Source organism: Microcoleus sp. A6-C6 (assembly GCF_036705955.1).
In the GTDB taxonomy this organism is placed as follows: Bacteria; Cyanobacteriota; Cyanobacteriia; order Cyanobacteriales; family Microcoleaceae; genus Microcoleus.
Window position 1 is genome coordinate 23573 of the sequence record NZ_JAUBVR010000002.1, and the last position, 13132, is coordinate 36704.

The 13132-nt window shown below is 46.0% G+C and carries 10 protein-coding genes and 1 pseudogene; 5 read left to right on the forward strand and 6 right to left on the reverse strand.

Going from position 1 to position 13132, the window contains the following annotated elements; translation table 11 throughout:
* Window positions 1–151: 151 nt before the first annotated feature.
* On the reverse strand, window positions 152–2665 hold the full coding sequence (locus QUB52_RS01485) for a VIT domain-containing protein (protein ID WP_332974867.1): 2514 nt from the start codon (window positions 2663–2665) through the stop codon (window positions 152–154).
* A gap of 282 nt (window positions 2666–2947) precedes the next feature.
* On the opposite strand from QUB52_RS01485, the pseudogene QUB52_RS01490 reads away from it, so the two are divergent.
* The 4 genes and pseudogenes from QUB52_RS01490 (at window position 2948) to QUB52_RS01505 (ending at window position 6690) form a co-directional block, all read left to right on the forward strand.
* Window positions 2948–3905 (forward strand): annotated as a pseudogene (locus QUB52_RS01490) (Rpn family recombination-promoting nuclease/putative transposase).
* On the forward strand, window positions 3902–4102 hold the full coding sequence (locus QUB52_RS01495) for a hypothetical protein (RefSeq protein WP_332974869.1): 201 nt from the start codon (window positions 3902–3904) through the stop codon (window positions 4100–4102). The pseudogene QUB52_RS01490 and the gene QUB52_RS01495 overlap by 4 nt, the downstream one beginning before the upstream one ends.
* 56 nt (window positions 4103–4158) lie before the next feature.
* Window positions 4159–5817 (forward strand): CTP synthase, encoded by a 1659-nt coding sequence (locus QUB52_RS01500; RefSeq protein WP_265233742.1) that lies wholly within the window; start codon window positions 4159–4161, stop codon window positions 5815–5817.
* Window positions 5818–6264: 447 nt separating this feature from the next.
* A complete protein-coding gene (locus QUB52_RS01505) occupies window positions 6265–6690 on the forward strand; it encodes a hypothetical protein (RefSeq protein ID WP_265233741.1) in 426 nt (141 codons plus the stop codon).
* A gap of 187 nt (window positions 6691–6877) precedes the next feature.
* Here the strand turns inward: QUB52_RS01505 and QUB52_RS01510 are convergent, their stop codons facing one another.
* The 5 genes from QUB52_RS01510 to QUB52_RS01530 all read right to left on the reverse strand — a co-directional run bounded on the left by QUB52_RS01510 (window position 6878) and on the right by QUB52_RS01530 (window position 12064).
* The gene (locus QUB52_RS01510; protein ID WP_332969022.1) at window positions 6878–7765 is read right to left on the reverse strand and encodes an ROK family protein; all 888 of its coding nucleotides are present in this window, start codon (window positions 7763–7765) and stop codon (window positions 6878–6880) included.
* A 91-nt stretch (window positions 7766–7856) separates the two neighbouring features.
* Window positions 7857–9107, reverse strand: a complete 1251-nt coding sequence (locus QUB52_RS01515) for an RNA-guided endonuclease InsQ/TnpB family protein (RefSeq protein WP_332976097.1) — start codon at window positions 9105–9107, stop codon at window positions 7857–7859.
* Window positions 9108–9466: 359 nt separating this feature from the next.
* Entirely contained in the window at window positions 9467–10354 is an 888-nt protein-coding gene (locus tag QUB52_RS01520) for a tetratricopeptide repeat protein (protein WP_265233739.1), read from the reverse strand.
* 232 nt (window positions 10355–10586) lie between these two features.
* Window positions 10587–11768, reverse strand: coding sequence for a murein transglycosylase A (gene mltA / locus QUB52_RS01525; protein WP_332972209.1), 1182 nt, complete (start codon window positions 11766–11768; stop codon window positions 10587–10589).
* Window positions 11769–11809: 41 nt separating this feature from the next.
* A complete protein-coding gene (locus tag QUB52_RS01530) occupies window positions 11810–12064 on the reverse strand; it encodes a hypothetical protein (protein WP_265233738.1) in 255 nt (84 codons plus the stop codon).
* 518 nt (window positions 12065–12582) lie between these two features.
* Here QUB52_RS01530 and QUB52_RS01535 point away from each other — a divergent pair.
* Window positions 12583–12825, forward strand: a complete 243-nt coding sequence (locus QUB52_RS01535) for a hypothetical protein (protein ID WP_332972210.1) — start codon at window positions 12583–12585, stop codon at window positions 12823–12825.
* The last annotated feature ends 307 nt before the right edge of the window (window positions 12826–13132 follow it).

The following is a 13132-nucleotide window of genomic DNA, read 5'->3' on the forward strand; positions in this document are numbered from 1 at the left end:
GTTGGCATCAAACCGTATAACTTCTGTTAACATTACTTTCTGTTCAAACGCGATCTCTTAATAAAGATTTTATATTGTTCTCGCGGTAGAGATCGCCCTTTCGGTATGTTTGAATTAAAAGTTAATCTTTCGTGACATAGATAGTCATTCCTTAGCGATCGGCATTAATCCGCAACTTTAGCCTCAGCGCGCCCTTGAATCCTGCGGGAGGTTGCCAGGAGTTCAAGGCTGCCTTGAGACTCTCAATGGCGTCTGTTGCTTGCAGCGTCGAGGTTTGAGTGTCGTTAGCGAAGCCCTCGAAGAGGATCGCGACTTTCACAACGCGGCCGTTTTGTATGGATAAATCCCACACCGTCTCGCCGCTAACCGCCGCTGGGAGATTAACAGATCGCAGGTATTGATTCAGAGAGGCGATCGCCCCAGCATCCAACCCTTGGGCGCTGACTACTTGCAAGCGAGCAGCAATTTGCTGCGGGGGTGGCTCGCTGTAAGGGGCTGGCAGCGCGCGAGGAGCTGGCACTGGCCGTGCAAAATTGGGAGTCGAGTTCGAGCTGCGAGTGCCACCTCTCGTTTGGTCGCTCTCCTCCCGCTCGAAAATACCGTCATAGCTGACACCCTGCGGCAATTCGACAGGCACTTGCACGCGACGACGAGATCCATCTGGTTCGACTCGCACTTCTTCGCTCACAGCCACAAAAGCCGTGTATTCCGACAGCAAGTGATAATTTAGAGCAGTATTAGTCACAGCTTCCACCAGAGATTTAGTCTCGCCGCCAAACATTTGATTCATTAAATCTTGAATGCGCGATCGCCCCCAAAGTTGAGCTACCGCCGAATTTCCAAAATCCGTAGCGGTTGGTGTGACTGATGTTGACTCCCGCTGCCGCCCGCCGGATTGAGCAAAATTCACAGGTAAAATCTGCTCGTAAGCTTTGCCGCCCGCTTGAGTGCCGCGGATGCGCAGTTTGCCATTTGTTCGATCGCTCTTTTTGCCAAACAACACCAGCGGCTGACTCGCAAACAAATCCGGTGGTGCGATCGGATAAATCTCCGGTTTTTCCCCCACTCCTTCCCAACTAATTTGAATATTAGTCAATACCGGACTATTAATTTGACGAAAAAACTTTTCTGCCGCTGCTGCTGACGGTTCATCTTGACGAATTACTTGAGACGTGCCTCTTCCCACTTGGGCCAAACGGTTGAGCAAAAACCGATTCACCGAACTACCGACACCAAAACTATAAAGTCGATTTCCCGGTTTCAGGCTCTGCTGCACCTGGGCCAGCACTTCTTTTTCATTACCAATATAACCATCGGTAATCAGTACAATACTCCGCAGCGTTCCTGTTTTTGTCGCCGGAAACTTCATCACAGTTTGAATGCCGTTGAGCAGTTCGGTGCCGCCGTTAGCCTGCAAAGCGTCGATATAATTAATTGCCCTTTGTCGATTAGCTTCTGTATTCGCTAAAGGAGTTGTTGAAAGCGCTTTTGCAGTGTTGGCAAAATCAATAATAGTAAAAGTATCCTTGGGATTGAGTCCTTGGATGAAGCGGCGCATCAACTCCTTAGATTTTGCTAGCGGATCGCCCTGTTGAGAACCGGAAGTATCCATCAAAAACACGACATCTTTTGGTACAATTTCGTTATTTTTGTAGTTTAATGCCGGAATTAAATAAGTCGCAAAATGACCGCCCCGTTGGTCGGATTGACTCAGGACTGTGGCGCGAGTATTTTCGCCGGCTACTCGATAGCGCAGAATTAAATCTTTATTGGGAATTGTGTCAGATTCAGCTAATTTGACGCGAACAATATTGCCGCTGCGGTCAGTGGTAATTTGATGGGAAGTAGAGCGGACATTGCCGATCGCAACTCCGGCATCGATTTCTACCGAAACAGCAATATCGTGACCAGAGCGCGTGTTTGGAGGCAAAACAGGCGGGTTAATGCGATCGGCATCGGTGGTATTTTGCGAAATATAACGCGGCCCAACCACTGTGGGAAACACAAATTCGTAATCGCCATCGGCAAATTTGAGACTCTCGGTGTAGCGAATCGTAACTTCAATCTTTTCTCCCGGTTTGATATTAGCTAGAGACTGAGTAAAAATATTATCGCGTTCTTGTTCCAATAAACCCGCTGTTCTGCCTTGCTGACGAGCTTTTTGGTAAATTTCCAAAGCTTCATCGCGCCGTTTGATATCAGCTTTAATAGTGCGATCGCCGATTTTAATTTCCATGTCATCCACCGCCGCTTCATCGGGCAGGGGAAATACATAAACAGCTTCTAAAGATTCGGGGAAAGGATTTTCAAACTTCTGAACAACTTCGACGCGGGAGATATTGCCGGCTATTTTGGCTTTAACTTCAGTCCGTTTGAGAGGAAAGACTTGCTCTGTGGCTGTATTTTGAGTTTTGACGAACAAACCGCCGACTGGACAGCGAGTTTCGGGCGATCGCGCTTCAAGCTTGCAACTAACATCGTTACTAGCGAGGATTTTCGGTGGCCCAGACGAATAATTTTGCCCAGGAGCATTTGCCCGCGCCGCATTGGGAGCGACGAGCCATGCACCGCACTCGTTAGCGAAGCCCTCGAAGAGGATCGCTGCGAGCAATGCGATACCACCAGAAAGCAACCGTTGAGGGGATAGAACGCAGACAAACTTCATAGTTATTTTTTTAGCAGACTTGAGGTGCTCCGTTTACCATGACTTTACCATTGCCGAAACGTTCCTGAGTTAGCTGTTCGGGAAACATGACAAGCAGACCTGGGTGGATTTTAGATTAAAGATTAAAGAAATGACTCCCTAGGCGCGGGCTGGGGACTGGCATTTGTATTGAGGTCGGTTTGGGCGATCGTCCGCGAAGCCAATGCTGAATATTGTATGATAGTGAGATAGCTTAAATAATTCTCACATCAACCTCTAAACCTCTAATAAATTAAAAATGTCATGAGTTTTATCAACCCCAAAACCAAATTTGCTTTTAAAAAAAATATTCGGCTCGGATGACAGTAAAAAAATTTTAATTAGTTTTTTAAATGCTCTCCTATACGAAGCACAGCCAGTCATCGAAAATTTAGAAATTATCGACCCCTATTTAGCTCCAAACATTAAAGGTATCAAAGACACTTACCTGGATGTAAAAGCCAAGATTAATGGTGACAAAACTGTGCTCATTGAAATGCAGGTTTTGAATGTAGAATACTTTCAGCAGCGGGTTTTGTATAATGCAACTAAAACATATTCAATGCAGCTAAGCACAGGAAGTGGCTACAGCAAGTTAAACCCTGTGATTGCTCTGACGATTACAGATTTTAAAATGTTTGAGAACATAGACACAGTGATTTCGCATTTTATCTTCAAAGAAAAGACATTTTTAGTAGATTATCTAGCAGATCAATTTGAGATGGTGTTTGTGGAGTTACCAAAATTCAACAAGGAACTAGATGAATTAGAAACCTTGACAGATAAGTGGATATACTTCATGAAAACAGCTCAAGCTTTACAGGCTGTTCCAGAAGAATTGGGAAATGTAGAGGAACTGAAACAGGCTTTTAAAATTGCCAGTACAGCAAATCTAAATGCTCAGGAACTAGATGAGTTAGATAAGCGAGAAATCTGGATTCAAGACCAGCGTGGCTCCATTAGTCTAGCTACCAAAATAGCCCTGGCAGAAGGTATCGAACAAGGTATCGAACAAGGCATCGAACAAGGCATCGAGCAAGGAAAGCAGCAGTTACAGCAATTAGTTGTGTCGCTGTTGGAGCGCCGTGTCGGGCCGCTGTCGTCGGAGATTCAAGCTCGCATCACTCGGTTATCCGCTGAGCAATTAGAGAATTTAGGAGAGGCTGTTTTAGATTTGGCGAGTATGTCAGATTTGACCGATCGCTTGCAGACATATTCTTGACGAAAGTAAAAAGGGTTGGTCTCTGGCGGGCCCTTCGTCTCCTCCAAAAGCGAAGTATTGAACAAGCAAGAGTTGTGAAATGGGCGATCGCACTCCAAACCCATACCAACCGCCCGATCGAGCTAATGGCCCACTCGTCATGTCCCCACCCGTATTTGAGAAATGCTGAAACCCTGCTGGACAATTTTCGATTTTAGCTCTTAGAGTTGAGTGTTACCCTCTTAACTATAGAAACATCTAAAGTTGAAAATCTATGACCAAATTTGTGTTTGTGACCGGCGGCGTGGTTTCCAGTATCGGCAAGGGAATTGTCGGTGCTTCCCTGGGCCGTCTATTGAAGTCGCGGGACTACTCTGTCTCGATTTTGAAGCTAGACCCCTATATTAACGTTGACCCCGGCACTCTCAGCCCGTTTCAGCACGGAGAAGTCTTCGTCACGGAAGATGGTGCGGAAACTGACCTGGATTTGGGGCACTACGAGCGTTTTACCGATACTTCGATGTCTCGCCTCAATAGCGTCACCACGGGTTCCATTTATCAAGCCGTGATTAATAAGGAACGCCGGGGCGAATATCAGGGGAGTACGGTGCAGGTGATTCCCCACATCACTAACGAGATTAAAGAGCGTATTTTTCGTGTAGCAAAAAATACTAATCCCGATGTGGTAATTACGGAAATCGGCGGAACCGTGGGAGATATTGAATCTTTGCCGTTTTTGGAAGCAATTCGCCAGTTTCGCAAGGCAGTTGGGCGGCAAAATGTTGTGTATATGCACGTCACGCTGATACCTTGGATTCCTTCGGCTGGGGAGATGAAAACTAAACCGACTCAGCACTCGGTTAAGGAGTTGCGGTCGATCGGCATTCAACCAGATATTTTAGTCTGTAGGTGCGATCGGCCTTTACCTTTGGGCCTGAAACAAAAATTGTCGGAATTCTGCAACGTACCCGAAGAATGCGTCATCACCGCCCAAGATGCCAAAAGTATCTACGAAGTGCCGCTGATGATGGAACAGGAAGGTTTAGCGGAACAAACCATCAATTTGCTGCAACTCGAACAGCGGCCACCCGATTTGACTCAGTGGCAAACCTTAGTCAAACGGCTGTATAGCCCCAGCCACAAGATTGATATTGCTTTGGTTGGCAAATACGTGCGGTTGAACGATGCTTATCTTTCCGTGGTGGAAGCTTTGCGACACGGCGCAATCTCGATCGGCTGCGACCTAAATTTGCACTGGATTAACTCAGAAGATTTAGAATCGGGAAACCTCGATAACTATCTCAAAGATATGAACGGCATTGTTGTGCCCGGAGGTTTTGGAATTCGGGGAGTTGATGGCAAAATAGCGGCGATCGAATATGCCAAACAGCATAAAATACCATTTTTGGGATTGTGTTTGGGGATGCAGTGTGCTGTGATTGAATGGGCTCGCAACACCGCCCAACTAGAGAATGCCAACAGCGCTGAATTTGACCCAGATACGACCAATCCGGTAATTAATTTATTGCCGGAACAGCAAGATGTAGTCGATTTGGGCGGTACAATGCGACTGGGTTTGTATCCGTGCCGCGTCAACCCAGATACGCTAGCTTTCCAACTTTATCAAAAAGAAGTGATTTACGAGCGTCACCGCCATCGGTACGAATTCAACAACGCCTACCGCAATCTTTTCTTAGAATCAGGTTATGTAATATCCGGCACATCTCCCGACGGCCGACTCGTAGAAATGATTGAATTGCCCAACCATCCCTTTTTCATAGCCAGTCAATTTCACCCCGAATTCCAATCTAGGCCTAGCGCCCCCCACCCCTTGTTTCAGGGGTTTATCCAGGCGGCGAGCACCCAGGGAAAGCAGGATTTTGTAGAAACTGAGGCTCGCGACTTAGTAGCAGGGAAACTTGCAGGAGCCTGATCTCATACCATCTGCGATCGATTAGTTCTGATATATTAGAAGTCTGTGGGGGCGGGTGAGAGTAGACAATATTCAAATAGGATGGATAGTCGATCGTAATCTCACCCGCCCAACCCAAGAATAGGATTTGATTAGGGTGGCACTTACCGGACATGATATCGGGCAGCATTCTCAACGAGTGAAAAACCTTACCCCCTGCCCTAGCATAGGGGTTGGGGGGCTAGTACCCGAAGGGAGAAGACAGAAGGTAAAAATTCTTAGTATTTTTACTTAACTTTTTAGCTGAGATTTCAATCGTGATACCAGTTTCAAAAAAGAATGCAACTGTAGGCAAGATCCAAACTCATACAGAATCTGTCATTCCCAATCTAAAATTTAAAATCTAAAATGGTATGAGTTGTCAAACTATCCTAAAATACCAGGAAGCGCAGGTTTGAGGAGGTTTTTGTGGCGTATTGGAGCAAATTTACTTATGAGAAAAGTACATACATAATTGACCTTGACACTATTAGTGCTTTTTCTAGCGAACTGGATAACAAGCGTATCACATTTTGGCTGCCTAATAGCAGTCAGCCGATTATTCTTAATCCCCAAGGCAATCATGAGGCTTACAAGCAAGTTCTCGAATACATCAAAAAAACGATCGATCGCAATTCTAAAGGTTCGTGGATTAAGATTAATTACGATCGCAAGGAATTTGCGATCGATCTGAGTAGAATTAGCTCTTTTGCTTGCGAACAGAACGGTAGGCTAATCAGCTTTTTCCTGCCAGACAGTGCTACTAATATTATTCTCATGCGCGAAGGCAACTCAGACGATTATCTAAAAATTCAGGAATACATTAAAAATATGACTGGGCACTCTCTGCCATGAAGAAGGAGGAAGGAAGAAGGAAGAAGGAAGAAGGATGAAGGAAGAAGGATGAAGGATGAAGGGAGATTATTATTAGTAACTCCCAACATTCATTTTAATTGTTTTTGTGGTATGTGCGCGATGCGAACCGTAAGTTTAGAGATGAAAAGAGCGCAGTCAAAGGCGCTGCATTGTTAATTTTTCATCACTATTGAGCGACTTGCCAAGCTAGTTTTGCTGCGCCTACGATGCCTGCTTGATTGCCCAATTTGGCCACCAATAACTGCAAATATTCGCGAGAACTGGGGAGTACCCGCCGCTCAATTTCGGATCGAACTGCTGGCAAGAAAAACTCTGCACCGGCACTAATTCCGCCACCGATAATAATAGCTTCCGGCGTTAAAATATAAATGAGACTTGCTAAACCGATACCGAGATATCGTCCGTAATTGTGCCAATATTCTAAAGCTTTGGCATCTCCAGACTTTGCTAAATCTGCTAATTCTAGGGGTTCTAAACCCGTTTCGCGGCGAATTGCTTGCACGGAAACGTACTGTTCCAAGGAACCGCGATTGCCACTGTTGCACTCTGGGCCATCGGGATTTATGGCAATTAATCCGAGTTCTCCGGCGGCGCCTTGATGACCTGAAAATAGTTTACCATCTAAGATAATTGCACCGCCGACTCCTGTTCCTAAAGTTAGTAAGATAAGGTTTTTAAAGTGTTTTCCTGCACCTAACCAAGCTTCTCCTAGTCCGGCACAGTTGGCATCATTTGCTAATATTGTTGGCAGTCCGGTTTTTGCTTCTAACCAGTCAGCGAGGGGGACGTTATGCCAGTTTTTGAGGTTAATTGCTACTCTGGCTATTCTGCCGGCTGCGTCTGCGGGGCCTGGTGTGCCAATGCCGATCGCCCCTACAGCATTTTCTTGTGAATTAAGTTGTAAAATAGCATCGGTGATGGCGGCTAAGACGGCTTCCGGCGTAGCGGGTTGAGGCGTTGGGACAGTTAAGGATTGGTGACAAACGCCGTCAGCGCTAAATCTGCCGAGTTTGATTGCGGTGCCGCCTAAGTCGATGCCGATTACTTGTGTCATTACGATTTGAGATTGTAGTGAGGACTTCATTCCTCTTTCATCTTATTTGAGTGTTTGATACTCCCCACTGATGAATCAGGGGGATTCTTGACTAAGACCACAAAGGGACTTTCAAAGGCGTTATCAATGTGCCTCTACTGACTTCTTTGAGACAAATCCCCAAAGTTGCCGCTACTTTTCTACCGATATTGCCTGCCCCATTGCAATCTGCATTAATCAACAAACCTTCAAGAGTGCGATACAATCCGCGCTTAACTCTTTGACCGCTTGGTTGCCACCCTTCTGGTTTTTCGCAGAATTTAGGTAGCAAATCAAGATCGACAAAGGAAGCCTTCGACGTATACGATTCTTCGGTTTCCACAAACCGAATCCCATACTGTTCGCATAACTGAGAAATACGAGATTTTAGCCTGCCAGTTGGAATCTGAACAAAATTTTGATTAGTTTTAGATCCCAAATTAATACCATTTTTCATTCCAGCATTCCAGCCGAATACTACAGTGCCAATTTTATTTAGCAAGCAATGATTTATTACTTTTCGAGCTGCTTTGTTGACAGCATCTCGCATGGTGCGATTGCGATTCTCAGTTAAACGCTCCAATCGCTTTGACCAGTAACCATTCGCTTTCCCTTTCATCAAAAACGCAACACGCTTGTTATATCCTTGATTGATGGACTTCAGATGTAGTCCGTCAATTATCAAGCTAGTCCCCACATTGCTGATACAAGTCAACCAATTGTTCATCCCGTGGTCTATCATCAAAGCATTGGATTGATCTACCTCTACTTGGACATCTTTCGATTTGTAAATCAACTCTAAATAGAAGGAACCGTTTCGAGGTATAATCCTATATTCTCTGATTGCTTTGTAGTCTAGGTTGGTAGGCATAGGGAGATAGAAAGCATCCAAGCCGAACCAAGTTTTAACTTTGCTGCCCAATGGGAATCTCAGTAATCCATCCTTAAGCCGGACAGAGCGACCTGTATAAGTCACTAAAGCTAGACCGCCTTGTCGATAATTTGGCAATCTAGGTCTTTGGGTTACAGTGCCTTTACCAATTCCTTTCAGTAGTCCAATGTAGGATTTAAAAGACTCAGCGACGCTAGTTAAAATCTGTTGCGCGGTATCGGAATAAAATGCTTTGTAATGCAAGTTATGATTTTCTGTGCCAAGCACTTTGTGCAACTGGGCCCTACTCGGTATTTTGCCTGTTTTAAAGTACATTTGACGAGCATAATATATTCCGCAGTTCGTCAACTTCGATGACTCGTTGCACAGGAATTCTAGAATTGCTTTTAAGTCTTTAGTTGGGCTGATTAAATTCTGTTGACATCCAAACATATTCTTTTTCCTCCTTGTTACAGCATACTAGCATAGTAGGATTTCATTCTGTCAACAATAAATATTATAATTCTGTTTGTATTCATGATTTGACCCGTACTCTAGATCTATCTACAGCACGGGTCAAATCTGTCGTAGCCTATCTTCTTCTATGAAGGAATTAATTGAGCACACAGATGTTAGGTGACTGAAGTCGCTGCCGCTTTCCTCCCCATGTCTAAAGCCAGGGGCTTCTCGCTCGTTTTTTGGTGAAAATTACCGACGGATGCGGTGCTTAGCTTAATTGATCAGAATATCATGGCGATCGCCCAACTCCGCCAAAATGCTGGAGCGAGGCGAGTTCGGCTATTCAGTTTGTTCTAACGTTCTAACTGACGTTGCGCTACGTCTCGGTTGTGCAAAAATTCGTGGTAGTCTGGTTTGAGAGCAATTGCCTGGTTGAAAGATGTGATCGCCTCTTCAAACCTGCCTAAATTAAACAATGCACGACCCCGATTGTTCCAAGCCTCGTCAAAATCAGGTTGAATTTCTAAGGCTTTGTCGTAAGATGCGATCGCATCTTCCAACCTGCCTAAATTATCCAGTGCACCGCCCCGATTGTTCCAGGCGTCGTGTAAATCTGGTTTGAATTCTAAGGCTTTGTCGTAAGATGCGATCGCAGCTAAAAAATCTCCTTCTTCAAACTGCTCATTCCCTCGATAGCACCACGCATCAGCATCTAAATTAACTTCCGATTCATCCTCCGCATCCCTGCGATTCCCATCCCCAGAAAAACCCAAACCATCCCCAACAAACACCGCCTCAATCACATTCCCATACCCACCATCATCCTCAACCACCGGCAGCGGAAATCGCGTCAAAATCTCCCGCCCAAGATCCCCCGCTACCTGCGACAATTCCCCGCTACCAAATCTCCCCAACAAACCCAGCCGCTGCGCCAATTCCTGAAGCGAAACCACCGCATCCGTAGCAGCGGTGTCATCATGTTCGCCCTCAAACAATCCACTCCCAAACCGTCGCAACCAAGCGGCCAATTCACCATCTCTCAGGCGTTTTGCGATTAAGAATCCCGCGACATCCCCTCGACTCCAGCCGGCATTCACCCCTTCCAGGATTTCCATGAATTTCGACTCGTATTCCGCGTCTGTTAGGGTGGGGCGGGGCGCAGGTGGTGGCGCAGGTGGGGGTGTAGTTCCCAATAGGCGCTGGATTAGTCCTTTGAGGAATTGCCAAATTTTGTTGAGCATTTGTGGGGTTGTGATGGGTGGGGTTGTTTCTATTTTGTTCTGTTTTGCTAGCCACTCGTGAATATCGAATAAACCGGGTTTTTTCCTAATCTGTCGATGATTGCGAATAATTTTGGTAAAAACCCGGTTTATGGCCACTCGTGAATATCGAATAAACCGGGTTTTTTCCTAATCTATCGATGATTGCGAATAATTTTGGTAAAAACCCGGTTTATGGCCACTCGCTTTGTTCCTACTTTAATAGCGGATAATACAGTTCTCCAGTAGAGTTGATATAACCCGCCCGATCGCCCGCCGAGTTACCCGTCCCCATAAATACATCAACTCTGCCCGCGCCTTTAATTGCACCACCCGTATCCTGATCCAAAACATACCGATTTACGGCACTTTGTTCGAGTTTCCCCGCTGCATTGGGATAGGGCAGTTTCGTGCTAATTAATGCTAGCGCGCCGGGGGGCATTAACACTTTATCCGTTGCGATCGACCTTTCGGCAGTTACGGGCACTCCAATGCTGCCAGTAGCAGGTGCGCCGTTAGTATCTCGGAAGAACACAAAACTTTGATTCTTCGGCAAATACTTGTCCATTTCTGCCGGAAAATTGGTAAAATATTCGTTTAGTTTCGGCAATGTTAGCTGTTCTAAAGTAAACTTGCCGTCCTTAACTAATTCTCGCCCGACACCTGTATAACTCTGACTGGTTTTGCCCGCAAAACCCACTGTCATTACGCCGCCGTCTGCTAACTGCAACTTCGCCGAACCTTGGACGTGGACGAGAAATGCTTGGAAGCGATCGCGCAACCAGACCAATTCCAACCCCCGCAACAATCCTTTACTTCCCTGCAAAGCATCCGCACCTTCCAATTCCAATCTGGTTGGGTGAGGTTTCGACCAAGAACCCAAGTTTGGCGGCACTCTGTACAGGGGGTAACGGTATTCGGAATTAGGCGTGCGAGAAGCTGGGTAAGTCGGCTCGAAATAACCGGTAAATGCAACTGTACCTTTGTTGTCTTTGCCGATCGACTTATAAAACACAAATTCCCGCTTGACAGATTCCTGGAGTTCTGCTGGAGTTGTAGAACTGACAACTAATTGCCGGAATCGATCGAGCGATCGCCTAACTCGATCGCGCGTAATACCTGCTACTGGATAGCGGCTGTAAGCACTGGCGGCAGCCTGGGAGTTAAGATAACCGAGGCTGTTGTCGATCGACTTTAACAGCAATTGCTTATCCCCCGGTTTGCCATTTTCGCCCCAGATTTGAGCGTCAAAGGCGATCGACTCCAACTCACTCGGTTGTAATTGACTTACACTAATGCGTTGCAGCGCCGGAATTGCGATCGCGGGCACCGAAAATGCGATCGCCAAAATACAACAGGCGATCGCCAATAGCTGATAACGAAAAATCTTACTCAATTTCCAATCTTTCCTACTCAATTGATAACTTTCCCGATCGATCATTCATCGTATCGTTCGATGCTAGAACTAAATATCGGTTCAACGCGAATTCCGAGAATAGCGGTAGGCCGAATTACCATGTATTCGCCTTGAATATTTTTGATCGGGACATTAACAAATTCTGACGAATCTTGTTTGGGAACCAGGGTTTTATACCACTGTTGAAAATCTTGCAGGGTTGCAAAACGGATTTCTTCGCGGTGGCCGCCATCAATCAGTAGGTGCACGGAATATTCGCTGGGAGTTCTAGCCATAGGTGTATTTTAGATTTTAGATTTTAAGGTTTTGGAACGATTTCATATTTTACCCGATCCTCGGCGCATTCCCTCATCTAGTCGGTTGGATTCAGGGAGAGGAGATGGGGAAGGGAAGATTGGGAGAGTGGAAGAGTGGGAGAGTTGTATGTCATTGCGCTTCGGGAAAGCAATCGCAGAAACTTCTAGGCTACGCCGACTCAACTTTCAGGACAATCTAAAATCTCAAATCCAAAATCTTAAATTGATTGACTGCGGCCCCCATTATGGCTACGCTATGGAATTAAGGCTGCTTTGCTTAGAAAGGAAGTAGCTGGCGTCGCTCAAAAATCTAGTTGCACTGTCCAAAGCTGCTGTAACAGCAATGAACAGCTAACCGCCAAACTGGGACAAGCAGTCTGGAGGCTAATGGAGAATTTTATCACTCTCTGTAGCCGCCCTGCTCTGTGTTATCGTGCGGGGCGGCTGGGTTTTTGGGTTTTCCTCGCCAGAAAAACCAAAAACTAGGAGACCATATTATGTCACAGGAATTCGTGCCTGACGACAACTTGTCCGATCGTCCAAATGACGGCTCAACAGTACCCGAACAAGAAGTCGTGCAGATAACGGTTGTCGGTTCCCCCGCAGCCGTGTCAGAAACCATCCACACGTTGTATCGACTGGGATTTGCCGCCTTTGGGGATTGGAGTCCGCCGCAGCGAGGCCCAAAGCCGGGACAAGTTATCAGTGTACTCATCAAGCGATCGTCCCGCAAACCCTAAAAATTGGATGACATACGGTAGGGAAACGGCACAAGGACTTACACATTAAGACCAAAGAAACCGGGTTTTTTACTTAATCTGATGACTCCAACCAAGGATTTTCGTAAAAAAACCCGGTTTCTGACTATCCTTGCGTCCAGGACTAAATGATCGATCGGGCGGAATACCAGGATTCTGTATTTTACAACACGATTTGAGCGCAACACTTAAAATAGTCTGGATTTAGCGATCGACTGCACCCTTTTGCTATCAATATTTCTCCCTAGCTGGCGGTGTCTGCCAGCCGGAGTCGCGAGGTTCTGCTTCC